The organism is Burkholderia sp. PAMC 28687, from assembly GCF_001577465.1.
Classification (GTDB): Bacteria; Pseudomonadota; Gammaproteobacteria; order Burkholderiales; family Burkholderiaceae; genus Caballeronia.
The window spans coordinates 770,562-789,733 of record NZ_CP014505.1 but is presented as its reverse complement, the minus strand read 5'-3'; the positions used below and the strand labels follow the sequence as shown (position 1 = coordinate 789,733).

Sequence of the window (19,172 nt, the reverse complement as noted above, 5' to 3'; positions counted from 1 at the left end):
CCGACAGACGGATGCTCGCGCAACGGAGAAACCGCATGGATGTGATCAATGTGAAGCCGACGCTGAAGTTGCGCCTGAAGCGGCCGGTGATGATAGGGAGCGGGCGAGGCGCCATCCGATACACGGATCTCGCGCTTGCGTGCCCGACGAAGAAACAGGCCGAACGGGCCGCGAAAGCCGGTGACGACATGGACCAGCTTATATCCATGCTCGCGCTGGTCGCCGAAGTGCCTGCTGAGGCCATTGAGCGGCTGGGTGCACGCGACTTCGCGGCCGCGTGCCGCTTCATGAGCCAGTTCGGAGAAGATGAATATGGCGAATAATTTCCAGGTCGTGTTGACGGCCGTCGACCAGACGAACGGCCCGATCAATAAAGCGAAAAACTCGCTGCAGCAGCTTGCAAAGCAAGCATCGACGGTGACCTACCGGCACACCGACCGGTTGACTCACGTGGTGGAATCATTCTCAGCTGGCAATGGCGCGGTTTCAGGATTCTTGCGCGGAACGCTGGGTGTCGTCGGCGGTGTAGCTGCGGCAGTGTTTGCTCTGTCGAAACTCGAAGCTGCGTGGGCAGCGCAGGGTCGAGCGATGACCAATCTGGGCACCCGCACTGGCCTTGCAACGCCCGAGGCGTACAAAGTCCAGTACGCCGGCCGGCTCGCCGGACTCACGCCCGAGCAAGCGAACGGTGGCATCGAACAGCTTCGCCAAACGTACAGCGACGCGCTGAACAATCGGAACCCTGAGGCATTGAAGCGGTACCAGGCGGCAGGGATCTCGACCGACCCCACTCACATGGATACCGTGGAAACGGTACTCACCAAGCTTTCCGCTTACGCGCAAACGCTGCGCGATCAAGGCAAGTACGGGGGTTCTTCGAATTACTTGAATGCAGCAGGCGCCGGGCAGCTTATCGATTTCCTGAATCGCGGTCCTTCTCGCGTAGCGTCAGACCTTCAGAATGCGACGTCCTATGTTCCAAGCCCGCTCGACATACAGCGCGCCAATCAATACGCCGACGCGACCGCTAAGCTTGGTATCACCTACGAAAATCTGCGCAACACGATCCTGAGCGACTTTGAGCCGGCGCTCAACTCGGTTTTGCGCGCGGTCCAGTTTGCGTTTGATACGGTCGAGGGCCGCAAGACGCCGGACACAAAGCGCGTGCACGAAGGTTTCGAGCAGTTCGGAAACCAGCTGCGCGGCAATGGCGCGCTGACCAACGAACAGCTTCAGCAAAACGGCCCTGATCCTACTGCACGGCACCCGATCGAGGCTTTCGGCAATTATCTGCGCGGCAATGGCGCTCGATCCAATGCAGAGGTGGCGGCCGAGCCGAACGCGAACGTGCCGCGCGCCATTGAGTATTTCACCCAGCACGGATCATCGCGCATCGAAGCGATCGCAAAAACAGCTAATCTGGTTCGTGAAAGCAAACTTGACCCGGTAGCGGAGGGCGACAACGGCGAAGCGTTCGGCGTGGCGCAGTGGCACAAAGACCGGCAAAAGGATTTCGAAAAATGGTCGGGGCACACTATCCGCACCTCCACGCTCGAGGAACAGCTTGGGTTTATGGACCACGAGCTGCGAGCCGGAAACTACCAGGGCACGAATGCCGCGTTGAAGTCGGCTGGATCAGTCGAGGCAGGCGCCGCAATCCTCTCGCGCCAATACGAGCGGCCCAAAGCAGCTGATGCCGAAGCAAGCGTACGCGCAAGCATCGCCTCGCAGCTTGCCGCACTCTATCCCGCTGCACCCGCACCCGCTGCAGGATCTGAAACCACGGCAATGGGCGCGGTGAAATCGCTGATTTCCGGAATTTATCCGAGAGGCGTCGCAGCACAGGCAACACCGCCCGACGAATCACAAGCCGTACCGGAAAGCCCATATGCAAGCCGGCGCGAGCAGCCCGAGGCCGAAGGCGGTCCGGTCGGTCGCGGTGAGCGGCAGCAGGCGATCAAGCTGGAGATCGTTCACAGGAATCCGCCGCCCGGTACGAACGTGAATGTCACGTCACCGCGTGACGTAGACGTTTCGATGACTACGGATCGCCAAAGCATGTCGCTCGGTGAACAGTTCGCTTCGCGCCCGGGAGCGTTTTAATGCCCAGCGCCGACCGAATTTCCGAAATGCAGGGCGGCACCGCACCCGGGGAGAACGAGGTTCGGATCCGGTTCACGGCGGATGGACTGACTCTCACCGGCTGGAAGGCAGTGCGTATCACGCGCTCTATCGAGACCGGGACATCATATTTCGAGATGCGCTGCTCATCCGACGCCAATGCGTTCAAACTGATTTCCAACGAGGGCGCGCCGGTCAAGATCACGATCGGCCAGGATGTGGTGCTGTCGGGGTATCTGGAAACCGTACAGCACATCCTGACGCCCAAGTTTCACGATCTCATCCTTTCCGGGCGCGGCAAGTGCGCGGATCTTATTGACTGTTCGTGTCGCATCGATCGCGTCAACGTCTCCGCGACATTGGAGAGCCTGGCGACGTCAATTGCGGCGCCCTACGGCATCGATATATTCATTCCGCCAAATGGGACGCAGGCGATTCTCGACGCGCTTCCAAAGCTTCCTCGCCAGCTGGTCAGCATCACCGAAACCGCATGGGAAGTGATCGAGCGCTACGCCCGCTACTGCGGCGTGCTCGTTTTCGAAAGCGAGGAAGGCGAGTTGACCCTTTCGACCGCTGGGACCGAGCTATCAGCATCAGGCGTTGGCGTGGGCGCGAACATCGAAGCAATCACCTGCACCAAGACAACACTAGGAACCTACTCCACCTATAACGCGGTACTCAGCGCGTACAGCGCCAGCACGGACGACGAAGGCGTGGTCAACATGCCGGCGGTCACCGTCGTGGCTCAGTCGTCCCGGCTGCGGCCCACGTTTTTCGTGTCGGAGCAAAGCGCGACGGATCGGCGCTTCATCGAAAAACGTGTGAACTGGATGGCGGCCCGCGCGTACGGCCGGTCCCGCCGCGTGCGGGTACTGACGGACGGATGGCGGGCTGAAGATGGTTCCCCGTGGCTGGTCAACGTCAATTACCCGGTGTCCGGGCCCAGCGTGGGCGTTCCCGATCGGACGACCCTTCTCCTTATTGAGGCGACGTTCATTCTCGACGAGAACGGCCATCACGCGGAGCTCGCGTTTGCACCGCGTCAAGGGTTTATCCCGGAGCCGGTCGCGCTCGACACGCTGCCGATGGACGAATCCACTACTTCAGGGGTACAGCAATGATGGAAGCATTCAACCGACTGTCGCGGCGCATGCTGCTGCTGATGTCCCGCGGGGGCGTGACGTTGACCGATGACACCAAACCCGTGCAGACAATCCAAGCACAGGTGAACCAGCTCGAGCTTATCGACGACCTGCCCCGCTTCGCCGAGTATGGTTTCACATCAAATCCCCCGAAGGGAACGCAAGTCGTTATCGCCTTCAAGAATGGAGACCGTGACGACGGCATCGTGATCGCGACATCAAACGCCAAATATCGAATGACTGGCCTGGCAACGGGCGAAGTGGCGATTCACGACGACACGGGCCAGTCGGTGTACCTGTCGGCTGCCGGCATGATCCTGAATGGCGGTGGAAAGCCGGTGACGATCACCAACACGCCGAAGGTCCGCGCTGAAACGCCGCTTCTGGAATGCACTGGCGACATCGTCGACCACTGCGACACGACCGGCCGAAGCATGGTTGCAGACCGTCAAATCTACGATACGCACAACCACAACTTCGTCGCGGCGAGCGGGTCAGCCAACCTCACGACGAACGTGCCGAACCAGGCGGAGTAAGGCGGCCATGCTCACCATCTCGATCAAAACCAACATCAAGGAGATCTCCAAGCGGCTGGACGATCTCTCCCGGAAGCAAATGCCTTTCGCCGCATCGCAAGCGGTCAATGCGGCCGCCGTGAAAATCCAAGCCGCCGAGCAAGCGAACATGCGCAAGGTGCTCGACGAGCCGACACCCTTCACTATCAATTCGGTGGGCGTTAAAAAAGGGAACAAGTCCAATCCCACAGCGATCGTGTTCGTAAAGCCGATCGCGGCCGGATACCTTGATCCTTATGAAATTGGCGGCACGAACAAACTGAATAGCCGCGCCCTGCTCAAGCCGATCGAGGCAAGGCTGAACAAGTACGGCAACCTGCCTCGAAATTACATCAAGAACCTGCTCGCGGATCCAAACGTGTTCGTTGGGCCGGTCACGTTTCGACGGAGCGGCCAGACCATCAACGGAATTTGGATGCGTCCGCCCGTCGCCAAGCGGCGCCAAGTGCGCGGAACGGCGCGGCGCTCCGGTACCAATCAAGGAATGGTCGCCGGCCGGCAAACCGGGCTGAAGCTGTTGATTCGTTTCGCCGACGCTCACCCTGTAACCCAGCGTCTCGGATTCGGAGATCTCGCTCAGCGCATGGTCCCGATGATCATTCAACGTGAGTTGCGTGACGCGCTGGCCCAAGCTATCACCACGGCCAAATAACCATGAGCGTGAATCTCTTTCGAATCGGCCGGGTTTGGCACTTCCGATACACCGTCGACGGCAAGCGGGTCCAACGATCAAGCAGAAGCACCCAATACGCTCGAGCCGAAAAGGTTGCGCAGGCCGCATATCGCGAAGCAAGCCTCTGGGCTCGCAACGGCCGCGTGATCCCGACGCTTCGTGAGCTCGTCTCGCAATGGCTGCAGGCACACGATAACGTTGTCAGTCGGTCGCACATCAGCGGCGTGGAAACCTTCGGGCGCCTTCATCTATACGGGCTCGGCGATACCTTGATTGATGAGTTGACCACGGCGTCCGTCGAGCAAGCTCGGAACCAGCATCTCGAAACGCACGCGGCCACCACGGCAAACCACTGGTGCCGAACGATTCGACTGCTGTGTAACTGGGCAGTCCATCGTGAAGTGATTCCGGCCGTGCCGTTCAAGGTCAGGATGATCAAAGTCCAGAAAAAAGCTCGTGCCACGTTGCCACACGACCTCACCGCCCAATGGCTCAAGGCGATCGATGAGACTGCCCCACCCGGCATTCAACTCGCGGTGAGGCTCATGCTCGGCATGGGATTGCGGGAATCAGAAGCAGCGTCCGCCCGTTGGGAGAATTGCGACTGGCTCCGAATGTCTTACACACCCCCGAAAACCAAAGGTCGCGAGGCTGACCCTGTTCCAATGCCCATCTGGCTTTGCGACTACCTGAGGCCATTGCGAAAGATCACTGGACCGATGATCGTCAAGCCTGACGGCCGCCAGTACGGTCGCGGCTTCACACGCGCCAGCATTCATGCCGCGACTCAGCACGTCGGCATCGACCGGATCACACCACACAGATTGCGAGCCTCGTTCGCAACTTCACTCAGCTATGCCGGCGTGCCCGTCCAAGCGATCCAACGAGCGATGCGTCACAAGAACGTCGCGACCACTGTGAACTACCTTGAAGTTGATATGAACAGCGTGGCAATCGCCCAACAACGCATTGCCGAACAGTGTGGATTGGGCACATGAACCTCGCCAACATCCACCTCCAAACCATCGGCAATCACGCGGCGAACAAATCGCGGCCCGCGCCAACTGCCAATACCCACGCCCTAATCAGGACTTGTGATATTCGAACGATCGTGCGAACCGCCCTGCCCGACCGCAACCACGCGCGTCTTTGTAAACCTTTCCTGTTTCGAGGGTGCGGCGCCCACTCGCGACCCATCCGACCGTGTAGGAAATACCTTACAGAATTGTCAGGGTCCCTCCATGAAGAAAAACCACTACGGGCTATTGCGCACCCCGATTCTCCCCTAGCTGGAAAATTTTTAATTTAGGGTAATTCAAGGGCAATATCAGCCCATAGAGGAAAACTATGACACTCGTATCTCAGGCGCAGTTCGCGAAGATCCGCGGCGTTTCAGCAAAGACGGTTTCAAAGTACAAAGACAAGAAAAGGCTTGTCACACAAGGCCGTTTGGTCGATGTTGAAAAATCTATTGAGCTTCTTGACCGGTACCACGACAACCGCGCGGCAGCCGTTACCCCCACCATTACCCCCCCAGGTAACGAAGGGGTAACGGTGGCCGAAAAAACAGACTTAAGGGGTAACGCTGACGGCGAAAAACAGCCCGCAATTGCGTTTTCAGACGATCGTCCGCCGGTAGAAATGCTGCCCGGCGAAAAATATGACCAGGCGGCTGCACGCGTTTTGATCGAGCGCGGCGCCAACATGAGTTTCGACGAGGCGCGCCGGGTCAAGGAAAACTACCTCGCCCTGCTGAACGAGCTGGAATACGACCAGAAGTCCGGGCAAGTTGTCATGGTCGCGGATGTCGCGAAGGCCGTTGGCGAAGAATATGCGAAGGTCCGAACCCGGCTTCTATCGATCCCGTCTGGAAATTCGCCGCGGCTGCATCGATGCAAAACGGTCAACGAGCTTAATGACCTGCTGACGGAGATCATTACTGAGGCGCTCGAGGAACTCACGGCCGACAAGATCTAGTCCATGCGTCAGCCGGCGGTGCGCAAAACAAACACCGGCATCTGTCGACGCAATGTGGCCAGGCGGGGGTTACCTCTTCGAGTGGCATCGCTCTCCCCTGGCAGCGGCCGGCAGACCTCACGATCAAGCTGTGGCCGAAAAACCGGCCACAGCACTTCCCAGCACTCAGGTAGGATAAAAACAGGTGCATCTGCCGCGTATGCGATTTGCGACAACCAAGCTTAAAAAATCGGTAGCGCATTAATTTCGCAAAAAACTTTCTGCCCACCTTATAAAGAATAACAAATACGGGTCACGAATATTTAACACATCTTCGCTGTGGTCCCATTCCAAAATTGTTCTTTGAGCACCGTCGTTAGCTAACAGGGACATTTGATAGCAAGCGCCAGTTACGCTCGATCCAACCGGTGTCTCGGTTTCGCATATCGCTTTGATACGGTCCAATAATTCGGGATAGCGAAAATGTAGCGTTGGGGGTGATGCGGCTATGGCCTTAAGAATAATAATATAAACATCTCCAACCGTACCATCGTTCAAACGATATTGATTTCTTTCAGTCCCACGGGTTTTCGGTCCTTCGTTCAAACGCTCCAAAGTATTTGAATAATCAGCGCTTTGTGCAGTGCGATTGCAAATTGACTTGAGAAAGTGATGATCATTCGGAAATACGGTAATTTTATCAGGTCGGACTCTAACCTTCGCTTCGTAGCAAGCGTTCAAGCACGCCGACTGCATAAGTTGTGGTGAACCGGCAGCTTCACTCGCCAAAAAATTCATTGATTCGCGATCAACCTGAACATTTAACTTTTCAAAACCAACTTCAGCAATTTTTCTTAAGATATCCAATTTCCAATAATCAAAGTCTATCGAAACAACACGCCCTCGAAGGTCCGAGTTTGCGCGGAGGACATCCTCGGAATGGTAAGGAACGGAAGCGCATACTATTACGACGCCCTTGTCAATCGCCTCTTTAATCTGCCGCGCGACTTCAATTTGAATGTCTCGTTGAATATAATGAAAATCGTCTATGAAAAGTACTAAACCGGAGTTGGCCAGCTCAGAAATCAAAAGTTGGAGATAATCTACCGCTTTTGTATTACCAGAAGTTGTTTTAGTGCCGGAAGTGTCGGTGTCTGACAAACCAACTTCGCCCCTCAAAAACGGTAGCCCGCCTGAGACTTTGGCACCGTTCGTACTCGCATAATTTTTAGTTTCTTCCGATGACTCGGTATATGAAACAGCGGTTCCAATCTGATGAAACACCCTCAACCAAAGTTGGTCTACGCTATTAACTCCAGCACCCGTCACTGGAATGAGGTTATCTGAACCGGTGATGCTCTTCACAAACACTGTCTTTCCCGATTTGGAGGGTCCAGAGATTGAGATTAGCATCCCACCTTGATCAAGGGCATCTTCAAAAAGCTGACGTCGCTCAACGAGATGTTCGTTGATAAGTGTAACCGTTGGGGTTTTCCCTGGCGTGAAAATCTCCGATGCTTTCATTTTTAGAATCTCGCGAATTGAGTAGATGCAGAAATCTTATATGAAAAAGATTTTTCCATGTGGGTCGCGTTAGCGTCATAGATCGTCTATCACTCTGACTCCGCGAGCTGTTATGTTGGATCCGTAGCCCTTCGTGGCTTGTGATCGTGCTAGCCTAACCGCGCAGCGCGAACACCCGGCAGGTGATAACGAACAGTGACACCCCTGTCGGGGCTGCATCTCATTTACCCTGCGAGGATCCAGCAATGAAGATGTCGAATGCCGAGAAGCTAATCGCTACGATGCTGTGCGAGGTCATGAAAAAGGTGAAGGCAACCGATGAACTTGACCCGGATCTAATTCAGGATGCGATCTACTCGAATCACCTGTGGGCAATCGAATGGAAATATCACGGACTCTTCGCTGACAATGCAGATGAGACCCCGGAAGAGGTCGGCTATGTGGTCGACGTCCTCGATATGTGGTCATTTATTGAAGATGCCAGTGCCGGCCTGTCTACCGAAGACGTAGCCAGGGTCAAAGAGGCGCATCCCCACTTCAGCGGCACGTTTCCAGGCTTTGATGGCAACAACGAAAGCGAATTGCTTTCGATTGCTCGAATGCTTGTCGGAAAACTCGAACGCTTCGAGGAATTTGATGGACGGGTCAACAACTCACACATGCCGACGACGCCGCGCTACAAACGAATGCTCACCGTGTTCGAGCCGATCCGTGTCGATCTTGGAGCACCCCGCAAGCTCAACGCAGACGAATTGATCGCTATTTTTGCTCGCCAATGATTTTATGGTGGACTGGATGGTGGACTGTCTAAAGCGCCATCCTTGAAAACCTTGCCTAGCAAGGATGTGTCGCGGACACCGCTTCCGCCAGAATGAACAACAGACCCCGTAAATTCAATGAATTACGGGGTTTTGTCTTTTCTACGCACCAACAGGCCCGTCATGCGGCCGAAATCTCTGCTGAATGCTCGCGGCCTATCCCTGTCCTGTTGCTCCGTTGCATCTGACTCGTCATTTTTTGTAGACCGACAACGGCCATGTGATGGCGTCGATCGAGATACGAGCGCCGAAGCAGGCGCGTTCACGCCTGTCCCGGTTATATCAACGCTCTTCAGGACCGTTTCAGAGGAAGCCGCCGAAGTTGTAAGTGTGGCCGGCCTGCTGATACGCTCCCCCAGACTCGTTGATTGTCGGCAAGCCCCGCACGGCAGAGCGAGGCGTTGTTTCACGTAATCGATCAATGTCAGCAACCAGAAACATTTCCGGGTCGCGTACTGCAGGCCGTCCCACCGTCGGCGCCATGCTTCAGGCCAGCACTGTTGCGCTCCAATCGGGCTCGTTGATCAAGGCGGAAATCTTGATCCAGCAGTTGCTCAAACGCGACCCGCGCAACGCCGAGGCGATCCACCTCCTCGGCATCACGCGCATCGAGCAGAAGCGTTTTCCGGAAGCTGAGCAATGCCTCAGGAAAGCGGTCGCTATCAACCGGAACCCGACCTATTTCATCATCCTCGGTCTTGCCCTGGCCTCCCAGGGCAAAGATGCACAAGCGCGCGATGCTTACCAAGCCGGCATTGCGCTTGAGCCTCAGGCCGCGCGCGTATACAACAACCTTGGAACGATCCTGGACCGCATGCAGGACCGAGCGGGCGCGGAATTGAACTATCGGCGAGCGCTCGCCACCGATCCCCGTTATTGCCTGGCTCACCGGAACCTGGGCATCCTGTTGCGCGAGACTGGCCGTCCTCACGAAAGCGAAACCAGCTTTCGGCAGGCGCTCGCAATCGAGCCGGAAACCGGTGCGATCTGGTCGACCTATGCCGACCTGCTGGACTCACTGAACCGGCTGGACGATGCAGAAGCCGCGTACAGGCAGGCTGGCCGATGGGACTCCGTTCAGCATGTCATGCGACAGGCGGCGTCGTGGGATGGACTGGATGAGATTGACGCCGCCGCCATCGAACTGGTCGAGTCGGCGCGGTTTGCCAATCCGGGGACATGGGAACTGCTTGGCATTCCATCCATGCCGCCTGCGGTCCATCGCGAAGCGGGTCGTCTTTTTGCATTGAGCCGTTGGGGCCGGGAATTGAATGCGCAAGGCGCGTCTGCGGCGACGCCCCGCGAAGCCGACGGGCACCGGCTGAAAATTGGTTACCTGTCATCGGATTTTTACGATCACGCGACGATGCACTTGCTGGCCGGCGTACTCGAGTTGCACGATCAATCGTGTGTGGATGTGCATTTGTATTCGTACGGGCCATCCCGCGACGACGCTTTTACCTCGCGCATCGCCAACATGCCGGCGACCTTTCATGATGTCGCCGCCGCGACCGATGCAGAGGCCGCCACGCAGATCGCGGCCGACGGTATTCAACTTCTGGTCGATCTCAAGGGTTTCACGACTGGCACCCGGCTTGGCATTTCGGCGCGGCGCCCTGCGCCTGTCACGCTCAATTGGCTTGGCTATCCCGGCTCGCTCGGGCATTCCGGGCTCGCGGATTACCTAATAGGCGATCCGGTCGTCACGCCACCGGCCCATGCCGATCATTTCAGCGAAACACTCGCGCTGATGCCGCATTGCTATCAGCCGAACGACCACCGCCGCGAATCCGGCCCGCAGCCCACCCATGCCGAAGCGGGCTTGCCGGAAACCGGTATCGTATTCTGCAGTTTCAATCAGACGTTCCAGTTCGGGCCCACGATGTTCTCGGTCTGGTGCCGTCTGCTCGCGGCGGTGCCGGGCAGCGTGCTATGGCTTCTCGAACCACCCGTGCCCGATGTCATCGACAATCTGCGTAAAGAGGCAACGGCCCGGGGTATCGATGCGTCACGGTTGATTTTCGCCGATCGCCTGAAACAGCCGGCGCATCTTGCGCGCCTCGCGCTGGCGGACATCGCGCTCGACACTTTTCCGTGCAACTCCCACACCACGGGTAGCGACGCATTGTGGGCGGGTGTGCCTATGGTCACGCGCAGCGGTGCATTGTTCGCCAGCCGCGTGGGCGCGAGCCTGCTGCGGGCCGCCGGGCTTGGCGAACTGGTGACGGAAGACGACGAGACCTATTTCAATGTTGCGCTGTCACTCGCTTCCGATCCGGAACGGCTCGCCGCGCTGAGCACTCAGTTGATCCAGCGCCGTGAAACGCTTCCGCTCTTCAATACCGCGCAATTCACGCGCGATCTCGAGCGGCTTTACAAGGCGATCTGGCAGCGCGAGACATCAGGCGAGGCGGGAACGAAGGCGCCAATCGTTTTATCGGCGGAAGAGCGGGAATGAGGGGTCAGCGCACCTTTTGCGTTCAATCGCGGGATACCGCGTCGTCACGGAATCCCCGGTTCAGGCCTGACGGCCGGCCATGACGCCGCCATCGACGGGCAGCACGGTACCGGTAATCCACGATGCATTTTGCGATGCAAGGAAAAGGATTGCCTCGGCGATATCCGCCGGCTGCCCGTTGCGCCCGAGCGGATGAAACGCGTTGAACGCAGGCAACGTCGCCTTGACCTGATCGTCGGTCATGAACGTGTTGTAGACAGGCGTCTCGACGACCGCCGGCGCTACGGTATTGATGCGAATGTTCGACGACGCCAGTTCGATCGCCAGATTCCGCGTCAACGCATGCACGCCCGCGTTCGCCGCCGAATACGCCGCTGAAGGCGTTGCGCCGATCGCCTGCAACGCCCAGAGCGAGCCGGTCTAAACGATGGCGCCACCACCGCGCAGCTTCATGGCGCGCGCCGCGGCCTGGGCCATGAAGAACTTGCCTTTGAGGATCGTATCGATGAACCAGTCGTATTCAGATTCCGTCACGTCGAGAAACGGCTTAGGCGCAAACACGCCAGCATTGTTGATCAGGATATCGACGCCGCCAAAGGCATGAGTCGCGAGATTCACGAGGCCGGCGGCTGTCGCTGGCGCTGCAATGTCACCGGCGAACGTGCGAACCTGGGCGCCGGTCGGATCAATTTGCTCTGCCGCTTGCTTGAGCTTGGCGTCGTCACGCCCGCCAATAACCACACTTGCCCCGGCTTGCACGAGGCGCGCCGCGACCTCCTTGCCAATCCCCGATCCGCCGCCCGTAACAATCGCCACTTTAGAAGAAAAACTATGCATTCCGATACTCCTGAAAAGTTCAGCCAAGTGAAGGAACGATCCGCTCCCTGCTTCCTTGATGGAGAGTATTGTTGGCTCGCGCGTACGCAATCGCAAATCAGTTATTCTGTCTGTTCTTAAAAGAAAAACTTTATCGTATGACCACGCCAATTTTCTTGAACGCGTTGCGTGCATTCGAAGTGAGTGCGCGCCACCAAAGCTTTTCGGCAGCAGCAGCGGAACTGAATGTCACCCCGGCGGCTGTCGGACAACTTGTTCGAAGCCTCGAAGAGTGGCTGGCCTTCCCACTCTTTCATCGAAGCGGCGGCGGGCGGGCGCGTCTGATACCCACGGACATCGCAACCCGGGCGCTGCCCGACATCCGTGCAGGCTTCGACCGGCTGAACCTCGGGCTCGCGCGGCTCAAGGAAGCGTCGACCGGAGGCGTACTCACCGTCACTGTCAGCCCGGCGTTCGCGGCGAAATGGCTTCTACCGCGTATAGACCGGTTCCAGACTGCGTGGCCAGAAACCGATGTACGTCTCGACACGAGTCTCAAACTCATGGACTTCGCGAGTCAGGGTATCGATATCGGAGTGCGTTATGGCGCCGGCCATTGGCCGGGGCTGCAAGCGGAAAAGCTGATGGACGAGGAGGTCTTTCCGGTTTGTTCGCGTGAATTCCTTGAGCGCCATTCCGGGTTGCGTGGCCCTGCCGATCTGGCCGGACTGACATTGATCGATGATCTTTCCGTCGACCGGCAATCCGGTTTTGTCACGTGGGATACGTGGCTCGAAAACGCAGGGGTGAAAGTCGTCGCGAGCCGCGCCGGCCTGAAGATCAACAATTCCGCGGCAGTGTTGCAGGCTGCCGTCGATGGTCACGGCGTGGCGTTGGCACGCAGCGTTCTCGCGCGCGATGATCTGAATTCCGGCCGCTTGATCCGCTTGTTTCCCGAGATCACGCTGCCGTCATCGCTCGCGTATTTCGTGGTCTACCGGAAGGAATGCGCGGCACTACTCAGGCTCGTCGCGTTCCGCGAATGGCTTCTCAGCGAAACCGCGAGGGACCGGGTTTAAATACGCCTTGCACAATGGGATTTGAAATCGATGCCCTCCGCTATCAACAACTCGCTCGCCTGGATCTTCGAGGCATTCGAGCGTGACCCGGCCTACCTCAGCAAACGGATGTTCGGCCTCGACGCCGCTTACCTGGACGGATTGTTATGCCTGGTTGCCGGCGATCGCGACGAACCGTGGAATGGTTTGCTGGTGTCCACGTCGCAGGATCGCCACGCTGCGCTCATCAGTGAAATGCCGGCGTTGCAGCCGCATCCGGTGCTCGGGAAGTGGCTTTATATATCGCAGGATGATCCGGCGTTTGAAGACACTGTGAAGAGGATGACGGCGCTTGTACTCGCGCGCGATGAACGGATCGGTGTCGAGCCCAAACCCCGCCGGCGCAGCAAGAAGGCTGCGCCGGGCTGAGGTGTCGGGCCCTTCGTCAACCTACGTCCGGCTCACCTTCACCGGGTTTCTTTCCAGGCTGATCGCTTGGCGCCTGCTTGCGCTGGTCGTCGTCGCGATCGGGCATCTTGCTCGCCTCGTTGTCGCTGTGTTCAGCCGGTTGCGGATTGTTCAGATCGGTCGGATCGCTGCTCATGGTCCTCTCCTTGCATTGAGATGCTGTGGGTATGCAAAATGGGGCAGCAAGACGTGGTCCCGGCGCGTATCGTTGAGCCTGGATGCAGCGATTTCTGCGGAGCTTCGCCGATCATGACCTACCGCTTCAAACAGGCACACATTGGATTCAGCATCGCGCTCCTCGCGACTCTTGCTGCCTGCACGATCACACCGCCGCCCAGCGCGCTCGAAACGCCCAAACCCGCCGCGGCGGTCGCGGGCGCGACGCTCGATCAATACAAGGTGCGCGTCGCAGAACATATCTTCGAGCACAATCCGTCGCTGGTGCTCAAGGGCACGCCGCAAGCCATGCTGCGCTCGCTTGTCGTGGTCGCCTACACCGTGGATCGCAACGGGCGTGTGATCCGCTCGTCGGTGTATCGGACGAATGGGGACGACGAAGCCGAAGCCACCGCCCTCGCCTCGCTGCGCCGGGCCTCGCCGTTGCCCGCACCGCCCACGCGCCTGCTCGATGGCAACGGCCACCTCGACCTCTTCGAAGGCTGGCTTTTCAACGACAACGGCCAGTTCCAGCTAAGGAGCGCGCATTCGCCGCAGGCAACGACCATCGACTGAGGGAACTTTCATTGCACTTCGGGAAACACTTCCTTGCCCGTCGCCACGCACGGTCGTTATAATTTTCGATACCCCGTTACACCGGTTGGCCGGCCATGCCGGTCACGCCATTGCCGCCGCCCATCCAGCGCCTGTGCAATGCGCCCCGCCCGCTCGATACCACGCCGCACCCGCGCGCCGTTCGACGCAGTCTGCCTGCCTTGTTTGCCTTTATAAAATGTCCCGCGGCGCGGTTGAGAATCGCGCGCGATGGGCAAAACGGAGACGCCATGTCGTCAGCTTCATCCTCACTGCCTGCATCGCCCGCCAGCGATGCCAAAATGAGCAGTTCTCGCGTCATTTTCGCGAGTTTTATCGGTACGGCGATCGAGTTTTACGACTTCTACGTCTACGCCACCGCCGCCGCGCTCGTGATCGGCCCGGTCTTTTTTCCGCATAGTTCGCCCGCCGCGCAGGCGTTGTCGGCATTCGTCACGTTCGGCATTGCGTTTATCGCGCGCCCGATCGGTTCCTTCGTGTTCGGCCATTTCGGCGACCGGATCGGACGAAAATCGACGCTGGTTGCTTCGCTACTGGTGATGGGCGTTTCCACGACGCTGATCGGCTTCGTGCCGGGATATGCGTCCATTGGCAGCCTCGCGCCCGTGCTGCTGTGCATCCTGCGTTTCGGGCAAGGCATTGGCCTCGGCGGCGAATGGGGCGGTGCGGCGCTGCTCGCGACCGAATACGCCCCGCAAAACAAACGCGGCTGGTTCGGGATGTTCCCGCAACTGGGGCCGTCGGTGGGGTTCCTGGCATCGAACGGCTTGTTCTTCGGCCTGGCGCTGTCTCTCACCGACGAACAATTCCGCAGTTGGGGCTGGCGCGTGCCGTTCATTGTCAGCGCCGTGCTGGTGGGGCTTGGACTCTACGTGCGCCTGAAAATCGCGGAAACGCCGGCGTTTCGCGCGGCCATTGAAAAGCACGAACGCGTGCGCATGCCTGTCGCCACGTTGCTCAGCCGCTATCTCGGGCCGACGCTGCTTGGCGCCATTGCGATGATCGTCTGCTACACGCTCTTCTACATCTCGACGGTTTTCTCGCTGTCGTACGGCGTCTCGACGCTGCATTTCACGCGCGAGAAATTCCTGGGCCTCTTGTGCTTTGCGGTGATCTTCATGGCGATCGCCACGCCGCTTTCGGCGCTCGCAAGCGACAAATTCGGCCGTCGGCCGGTGCTGATCGTCGGTTGCATTGCCGCGATCCTTTCCGGCTTCACCATGGCGCCCTTGCTCGGCAGCGGCAACACGTTCGCAGTCGCGCTATTCCTGACCATCGAACTATTTTTGATGGGCGTGACGTTTGCCCCGATGGGCGCGCTCTTGCCCGAGCTGTTCCCGACCAACGTGCGCTACACCGGCGCGGGCGTGGCGTACAACCTCGGCGGGATTCTGGGTGCGTCGGTGGCGCCGTATATCGCGCAATTGCTGGCGAATCGCGGCGGCCTGACGTGGGTTGGCGGTTACGTTTCCGCGGCGGCCGCAGTCAGCTTGATCGGCGTCCTGTGCATGCGTGAGACGCGCGGGATCAAGCTCTGACGCTGCTTCGACGTTTTATCGATCCCGCCGGTTGGTCGCATGCACCGGCACGGCGGGATGTTTGGGCACGCGGTTGAGCTGGGCGGCCTTCCGGTCGCGCCAGAATGCCGCGAGCCAGATCAGCGTGCCGATAGCAATGGCGTCGCCGGTCAGTCCGGCCATCCATTGGTACGATCCGAGCGATACGACGCGCAACGCGGAATCAATGACCAGCGACATGCAAGCGCCGGCAATAAAGCACACGAGCCCCTGCTTGCCGACGTTCACCACACTCGGCAAAGCCTGCGCGAGCGATCGAATCCACCCTGCGTGAACGGCCTGCGCGAACAGCCACGCAACCACCACAAAACTCACGATGCGCAGCGTCGCGAGGTTCTGCTTCATGTATCCCGGCGGCGCTTGCGTCTCAAGGAACAGCTTGGCGAATGCGAACGTCAGGAACACCACGATCGCGGCGCGCGTCAGCCAACGCGCCGTTTTCGAGTTGTGGAATTCGGCGCTGATCGGCTGAACCCGCGAAAGCAGGCCCAGCACGAACATCAATTGCCAAGCGAACGGGTTGAACGACCAGCCCTCGGCGTAGGCCGAAGGCAGCCACTGCGCAAGCGACGACGCGAACAGCCACATGCCCAGACTGCCGAACAGCACGACAACGGGCTTTTTCTCTGCAAGCGGCACGACGAACGGCACGGCGAGCGCGAACATGGCGTACATCGGCAGCACCGACGACAAATACGGCTGATGCCGCAACGTGGCGATATCGAAGGAAAGGCTGAGCGGCCGGGCAAGGAAAGCCGGCCATTCGGTGATTTGCAGCATGGGGGTGTCAATGCGCATCCACATCAGCAGCGCGCCGCCTAATAGCATCATGACCGCGGTGAACAGATATGCACGATAGATCTCCCAGCTCCGCTTCAAGAAGCGCCGGAGCGCGGCCGAATGGCTGCGGTTCGATTCAATCGATGTATAAGCCGCCGCCGATGCATAGCCGCCCAAAAATACAAACACCTCAGCGGAATCGCAGAATGCATAGCTATGCAGCGTGAAGCGCGACAGGACGCTTCCCGAAATGTGGTCAACGGCAATGACAAGCAGCACGAGCCCCCGGAAAAAATCAACTTCGAGGGAGCGGCGATTCGGGGAACTCATGGGTGCGACTCCGTGGAAACAACGTGTCTGCGACAACGCCAAAGGTTCGAATTCAGGTTCACCCTGCAGATGCGGGTTAGTACTGAACGCGTTTGGAAAATTCCTGTCAGATCATTCACTTACAGCGAGAAAGGTGTGGCACATAAGCTCGCTGTGACAATCGCAACTTGCGTACCGGCCCGGGCTGCCTATACTCAAACAAACCTTGAACAGATTTGAGGCTTATCATGGCAGTAACGCTCGACGGTATTGAGCGAGTCCACTGCCGCCAAGTCGTTCGTATCGACTCACGCTCTGGAAAAATTCCACGCACGGTTTGAATTAAGTACCACCGTTCGTTCCGGGTTTCTCTAACACTAGTCGATAATTCTTTCATTAGCCTGCGCGTCTGTTCAAACGTTTGCGCATTATACAAACGGCTGAACCTAATATTACTTTTTACTTTCGATCTTCTCTCCGCTCTCGCCACCCCGACGAGAGTGTTTATGGGACGCAGGCACTAAGCCAGCGTCCCATTTTTCTTTGCGGTCCGAATCGATATAACCCTTTTAAGCGGATTAAATTCGGAGCTGTTACATGCGTCGTTATAATCATGCCTTTGCCGACAGCCGGTCGCATGGCTCATTGCCTATGAATCGCAGGTTCAGTTCCCTCCCCCGGCTGACCGTCCGCCGCGCACGCAGTCTCTGGTATCGGTACGGCATTTTCTGGGTCGGCGCGATTGTGGTCGGGCTGGTCGCGGTGCTTTACGCGCGTTTGATCGACTGGGGGTACAACACCTTCCGCGCGCTTCAGCACGAGCACGTCTGGTTGCCGCTCATCCTCACGCCGGCCGTTGCCGCGTTGTCCGTTTGGCTCACGCGCAAGTTTTTTCGCGGCTCGGAAGGCAGCGGCATTCCTCAGGTCATCGCGGTATTGCACAGTCCGCCAGGACTGGGAACGCGGTTGTTGTCGCCGGGAATCGTGGTCGCCAAGGTCGGCATCTCCTTTCTCGCGATCCTCGGCGGCTTCACCATCGGCCGTGAAGGGCCGACCGTACAGGTCGGAGCGGCGCTCATGTACAACCTGCGCCGCCTCTTTCCGAGATCCAACGCGCGCATCGAACGGCAACTCGTGCTCGCGGGCGCGGCGGCGGGGCTATCGGCTGCGTTCAATACGCCGCTTGCCGGTATCGTATTCGCAATCGAAGAACTCACGCGCAGCTTCGAAGCGCGCACGAGCGGCGTGCTGATCACTGCCATCATCCTGGCGGGGATCGTCGCTCTTGGGCTGAACGGGAATTACACGTACTTCGGGACCATCGAAGTCAGTGCACATTTTCCCAAGCTCCTTGCGCTCGCCGTATTGTTGACGGCGATCGTGACGGGTATTGCGGGTGGCGTGTTCTGCTGGCTGCTGCTGAATACGTCGAAGTGGATTCCAGCGCGCCTGCGCGAACTGCATGCATCGAAGCCGGTCGTCTTCGCGATGATATGCGGCTTCATCATCGCCATCGTCGGGGTTGTCTCGGGCGGCACCACGTTCGGCAGCGGTTACGCCGAAGCACGTGGTCTGCTGGAAGGCCACGAACAACTCTCGGTGTTTTATCCGCTGCTCAAGATGGTATCGATGATCGGGTCATATCTGCCCGGCATTCCCGGCGGCATCTTCGCGCCGTCGCTGTCGATTGGCGCCGGTTTCGGCAACGTGCTGCATATGGTCTTCGGCGACATGCAGTTGTCGATGCTCATCGCCCTCGGCATGGTCGGCTATCTCGCGGCCGTCACGCAGTCGCCGATCATGTCGTTTGTAATTGTCATGGAGATGATCAACGGCCACGCGCTCGTGATTTCACTGATGGGGACGGCGCTGATCGCAAGCCGCGTATCGCGCTTCTTCGCGCCGCCGCTTTACGAGGCGCTCGCCGAGCGTTATATGACGCCGTTGCCGGTGCCTGTGCCCAAGGCATCGCCGGAAGTGCCAGAAGAGCCTGAAGAACCCGAGGAACCCGCCGATGCAGAAGCGCCGGCCGTCAAATAAAACTCAATACACATAGACACGCGCGGCCGGCCGGTATGCATAGGAATGGGCCGGCACGACGATACAACCGCCAAGCAGCGTCGCCA

The 19,172-nt window shown here is 58.5% G+C and carries 18 protein-coding genes and 1 pseudogene; 14 read left to right on the top strand and 5 right to left on the bottom strand.

Annotation, left to right across the window (positions count from 1 at the left end; all coding sequences use genetic code 11):
- The first annotated feature begins 35 nt into the window (after positions 1-35).
- The 7 genes from AX768_RS03650 (at position 36) to AX768_RS03620 (ending at position 6,488) form a co-directional block, all read left to right on the top strand.
- The gene (locus AX768_RS03650) at positions 36-323 is read left to right on the top strand and encodes a phage tail assembly protein (RefSeq protein WP_172811920.1); all 288 of its coding nucleotides are present in this window, start codon (positions 36-38) and stop codon (positions 321-323) included.
- On the top strand, positions 313-2,103 hold the full coding sequence (locus tag AX768_RS03645) for a phage tail tip lysozyme (protein ID WP_061998823.1): 1,791 nt from the start codon (positions 313-315) through the stop codon (positions 2,101-2,103). The genes AX768_RS03650 and AX768_RS03645 overlap by 11 nt, the downstream gene beginning before the upstream one ends.
- A complete protein-coding gene (locus AX768_RS03640; protein ID WP_061998822.1) occupies positions 2,103-3,242 on the top strand; it encodes a phage baseplate assembly protein in 1,140 nt (379 codons plus the stop codon). The genes AX768_RS03645 and AX768_RS03640 overlap by 1 nt, the downstream gene beginning before the upstream one ends.
- Positions 3,239-3,799: a phage baseplate assembly protein V gene (locus AX768_RS03635; RefSeq protein ID WP_231941314.1), complete on the top strand. Its 561-nt coding sequence runs from the start codon at positions 3,239-3,241 to the stop codon at positions 3,797-3,799. The genes AX768_RS03640 and AX768_RS03635 overlap by 4 nt, the downstream gene beginning before the upstream one ends.
- A 7-nt stretch (positions 3,800-3,806) precedes the next feature.
- Positions 3,807-4,490, top strand: coding sequence for a hypothetical protein (locus AX768_RS03630; RefSeq protein WP_061998821.1), 684 nt, complete (start codon positions 3,807-3,809; stop codon positions 4,488-4,490).
- 2 nt (positions 4,491-4,492) lie between these two features.
- Positions 4,493-5,509: a tyrosine-type recombinase/integrase gene (locus AX768_RS03625; RefSeq protein ID WP_061998820.1), complete on the top strand. Its 1,017-nt coding sequence runs from the start codon at positions 4,493-4,495 to the stop codon at positions 5,507-5,509.
- A gap of 349 nt (positions 5,510-5,858) precedes the next feature.
- Entirely contained in the window at positions 5,859-6,488 is a 630-nt protein-coding gene (locus tag AX768_RS03620; protein WP_061998819.1) for a hypothetical protein, read from the top strand.
- A gap of 240 nt (positions 6,489-6,728) precedes the next feature.
- On the opposite strand, the gene AX768_RS32575 is transcribed toward AX768_RS03620, so the two are convergent.
- Entirely contained in the window at positions 6,729-7,991 is a 1,263-nt protein-coding gene (locus AX768_RS32575; RefSeq protein ID WP_155524173.1) for a hypothetical protein, read from the bottom strand.
- Positions 7,992-8,236: 245 nt separating this feature from the next.
- On the opposite strand from AX768_RS32575, the gene AX768_RS03615 reads away from it, so the two are divergent.
- Positions 8,237-8,770, top strand: coding sequence for a YfbU family protein (locus AX768_RS03615; protein WP_061998818.1), 534 nt, complete (start codon positions 8,237-8,239; stop codon positions 8,768-8,770).
- 460 nt (positions 8,771-9,230) lie between these two features.
- Entirely contained in the window at positions 9,231-11,267 is a 2,037-nt protein-coding gene (locus tag AX768_RS03610; protein WP_061998817.1) for an O-linked N-acetylglucosamine transferase, SPINDLY family protein, read from the top strand.
- Between the two features lie 60 nt (positions 11,268-11,327).
- On the opposite strand, the pseudogene AX768_RS03605 reads toward AX768_RS03610, so the two are convergent.
- A pseudogene (locus tag AX768_RS03605) lies at positions 11,328-12,104 on the bottom strand (SDR family NAD(P)-dependent oxidoreductase).
- 137 nt (positions 12,105-12,241) lie between these two features.
- Between AX768_RS03605 and gcvA the strand changes: the two are divergent.
- Both gcvA and AX768_RS03595 read left to right on the top strand, forming a co-directional pair.
- Entirely contained in the window at positions 12,242-13,162 is a 921-nt protein-coding gene (gcvA, locus tag AX768_RS03600; RefSeq protein ID WP_061998816.1) for a transcriptional regulator GcvA, read from the top strand.
- Positions 13,163-13,192: 30 nt separating this feature from the next.
- Positions 13,193-13,570, top strand: a complete 378-nt coding sequence (locus AX768_RS03595; RefSeq protein WP_061998815.1) for a hypothetical protein — start codon at positions 13,193-13,195, stop codon at positions 13,568-13,570.
- 16 nt (positions 13,571-13,586) lie between these two features.
- Here AX768_RS03595 and AX768_RS33205 read toward each other — a convergent pair whose 3' ends face one another.
- Complete coding sequence (locus AX768_RS33205; RefSeq protein WP_162916033.1) at positions 13,587-13,745, bottom strand: hypothetical protein; 159 nt, start codon at positions 13,743-13,745, stop codon at positions 13,587-13,589.
- A gap of 113 nt (positions 13,746-13,858) precedes the next feature.
- Between AX768_RS33205 and AX768_RS03590 the strand changes: the two genes are divergently transcribed.
- On the top strand, positions 13,859-14,341 hold the full coding sequence (locus AX768_RS03590) for an energy transducer TonB family protein (RefSeq protein ID WP_062000746.1): 483 nt from the start codon (positions 13,859-13,861) through the stop codon (positions 14,339-14,341).
- A 76-nt stretch (positions 14,342-14,417) separates the two neighbouring features.
- Here AX768_RS03590 and AX768_RS32570 read toward each other — a convergent pair whose 3' ends face one another.
- A complete protein-coding gene (locus tag AX768_RS32570) occupies positions 14,418-14,681 on the bottom strand; it encodes a hypothetical protein (RefSeq protein ID WP_162915985.1) in 264 nt (87 codons plus the stop codon).
- On the opposite strand from AX768_RS32570, the gene AX768_RS03585 reads away from it, so the two are divergent.
- A complete protein-coding gene (locus AX768_RS03585) occupies positions 14,662-15,918 on the top strand; it encodes an MFS transporter (RefSeq protein ID WP_439823457.1) in 1,257 nt (418 codons plus the stop codon). The two genes, AX768_RS32570 and AX768_RS03585, sit on opposite strands and share 20 nt — an antisense overlap.
- 15 nt (positions 15,919-15,933) lie before the next feature.
- Here the strand turns inward: AX768_RS03585 and AX768_RS03580 are convergent, their stop codons facing one another.
- Positions 15,934-17,067 (bottom strand): OpgC domain-containing protein, encoded by a 1,134-nt coding sequence (locus AX768_RS03580; RefSeq protein WP_061998814.1) that lies wholly within the window; start codon positions 17,065-17,067, stop codon positions 15,934-15,936.
- A gap of 630 nt (positions 17,068-17,697) precedes the next feature.
- On the opposite strand from AX768_RS03580, the gene AX768_RS03575 reads away from it, so the two are divergent.
- Positions 17,698-19,086: a chloride channel protein gene (locus AX768_RS03575; RefSeq protein ID WP_062000744.1), complete on the top strand. Its 1,389-nt coding sequence runs from the start codon at positions 17,698-17,700 to the stop codon at positions 19,084-19,086.
- The last annotated feature ends 86 nt before the right edge of the window (positions 19,087-19,172 follow it).

What these genes read in the sequence shown, in the direction of transcription:
- AX768_RS03650 (WP_172811920.1), top strand. Translation starts at nt 36, where the DNA reads ATGGATGTGATCAATGTGAAGCCGACGCTGAAGTTGCGCCTGAAGCGG.
- AX768_RS03645 (WP_061998823.1), top strand. Translation starts at nt 313, where the DNA reads ATGGCGAATAATTTCCAGGTCGTGTTGACGGCCGTCGACCAGACGAAC.
- AX768_RS03640 (WP_061998822.1), top strand. Translation starts at nt 2,103, where the DNA reads ATGCCCAGCGCCGACCGAATTTCCGAAATGCAGGGCGGCACCGCACCC.
- AX768_RS03635 (WP_231941314.1), top strand. Translation starts at nt 3,239, where the DNA reads ATGATGGAAGCATTCAACCGACTGTCGCGGCGCATGCTGCTGCTGATG.
- AX768_RS03630 (WP_061998821.1), top strand. Translation starts at nt 3,807, where the DNA reads ATGCTCACCATCTCGATCAAAACCAACATCAAGGAGATCTCCAAGCGG.
- AX768_RS03625 (WP_061998820.1), top strand. Translation starts at nt 4,493, where the DNA reads ATGAGCGTGAATCTCTTTCGAATCGGCCGGGTTTGGCACTTCCGATAC.
- AX768_RS03620 (WP_061998819.1), top strand. Translation starts at nt 5,859, where the DNA reads ATGACACTCGTATCTCAGGCGCAGTTCGCGAAGATCCGCGGCGTTTCA.
- AX768_RS32575 (WP_155524173.1), bottom strand. Translation starts at nt 7,991, where the DNA reads ATGAAAGCATCGGAGATTTTCACGCCAGGGAAAACCCCAACGGTTACA.
- AX768_RS03615 (WP_061998818.1), top strand. Translation starts at nt 8,237, where the DNA reads ATGAAGATGTCGAATGCCGAGAAGCTAATCGCTACGATGCTGTGCGAG.
- AX768_RS03610 (WP_061998817.1), top strand. Translation starts at nt 9,231, where the DNA reads ATGTCAGCAACCAGAAACATTTCCGGGTCGCGTACTGCAGGCCGTCCC.
- gcvA (WP_061998816.1), top strand. Translation starts at nt 12,242, where the DNA reads ATGACCACGCCAATTTTCTTGAACGCGTTGCGTGCATTCGAAGTGAGT.
- AX768_RS03595 (WP_061998815.1), top strand. Translation starts at nt 13,193, where the DNA reads ATGCCCTCCGCTATCAACAACTCGCTCGCCTGGATCTTCGAGGCATTC.
- AX768_RS33205 (WP_162916033.1), bottom strand. Translation starts at nt 13,745, where the DNA reads ATGAGCAGCGATCCGACCGATCTGAACAATCCGCAACCGGCTGAACAC.
- AX768_RS03590 (WP_062000746.1), top strand. Translation starts at nt 13,859, where the DNA reads ATGACCTACCGCTTCAAACAGGCACACATTGGATTCAGCATCGCGCTC.
- AX768_RS03585 (WP_439823457.1), top strand. Translation starts at nt 14,662, where the DNA reads ATGAGCAGTTCTCGCGTCATTTTCGCGAGTTTTATCGGTACGGCGATC.
- AX768_RS32570 (WP_162915985.1), bottom strand. Translation starts at nt 14,681, where the DNA reads ATGACGCGAGAACTGCTCATTTTGGCATCGCTGGCGGGCGATGCAGGC.
- AX768_RS03580 (WP_061998814.1), bottom strand. Translation starts at nt 17,067, where the DNA reads ATGAGTTCCCCGAATCGCCGCTCCCTCGAAGTTGATTTTTTCCGGGGG.
- AX768_RS03575 (WP_062000744.1), top strand. Translation starts at nt 17,698, where the DNA reads ATGAATCGCAGGTTCAGTTCCCTCCCCCGGCTGACCGTCCGCCGCGCA.